The organism is Leisingera sp. JC1, from assembly GCF_001679925.1.
Taxonomy (GTDB): Bacteria; Pseudomonadota; Alphaproteobacteria; order Rhodobacterales; family Rhodobacteraceae; genus Leisingera.
In genome coordinates, this window is record NZ_LYUZ01000044.1 from 1 (window position 1) to 820 (window position 820).

Genomic DNA, 820 nt, shown 5'->3' on the forward strand with positions numbered 1-820 from the left:
GCACAGGTTCGGCGAGTAAGTGCAAGAATGGGATATAAGGCGAATGGCCCGCAAAGCTCCGTTTAGAGAACGCACTGCGCGGCGGCTGCGCATCGTGACCGGCCGGGCGCGCCGGACTGCCGGCAGCCGCAAGCCCAAGCACCGCAGTGTCTTTCTTCATATGCCCAAATGCGGCGGCACATCGATTTCCGAGGCTATGTACGCCACGGTTCCCTTTTCGCAGCGCCTTGGAATCATCGATGCGGTGTCCACCCGCCGCGCCGCGGCCATACTGAAGCACGGGCAGGATGACCCGGCGCTGTGCCATGAGGACCTGCCGCACGGGCAGGATGTTTTCGACCTGCGCGAGGGGATGCTGCTGCAGCACATGGCCTGGGACAGCTGGCTGCTGCATGGCCATGTGCTCTATTCGGACAAGGCCGAACGCCATTTCGGGGACCGCTACAAATATGTGACACTTCTGCGCGACCCGGTGGAGCGGATGATCTCGAACTTCCGGATGACACAGCGGGCCGGGGTGGTGACAGAGGATCTGGACAGCTACCTCGACGGCCCGGTGGCGCGCAGCCATGCGCAGGTGTTCCTGCGTTACCTCTACGGCCAGACGGTGATTGCCGATGAGGACGTGCCCGCAGCGCTGGATCTTGCCAAGGCGCGGCTGGCAAAGTTTGCGGTGGTCGGCTTCCTCGATGACCTCGAGGGCTTCACGGCGCGCTACCGCGAGGTGTTCGGCGTGTCCTTGCGGGTTGCGCGGCTGAATGCGGCGCCGGACCGCAAGCCGGACTACACGGAGGCGCAGATGGAGCGGATCCGGGCGCTG

Annotated in this window: 1 protein-coding gene; it reads left to right on the top strand. The window is 64.5% G+C overall.

Features of this window, described 5'->3' with window-relative positions:
* Window positions 1-43 precede the first annotated feature (43 nt).
* On the top strand, window positions 44-820 hold a 777-nt coding region (locus A9D60_RS04945; protein ID WP_065266575.1), incomplete at its 3' end, for a sulfotransferase family 2 domain-containing protein.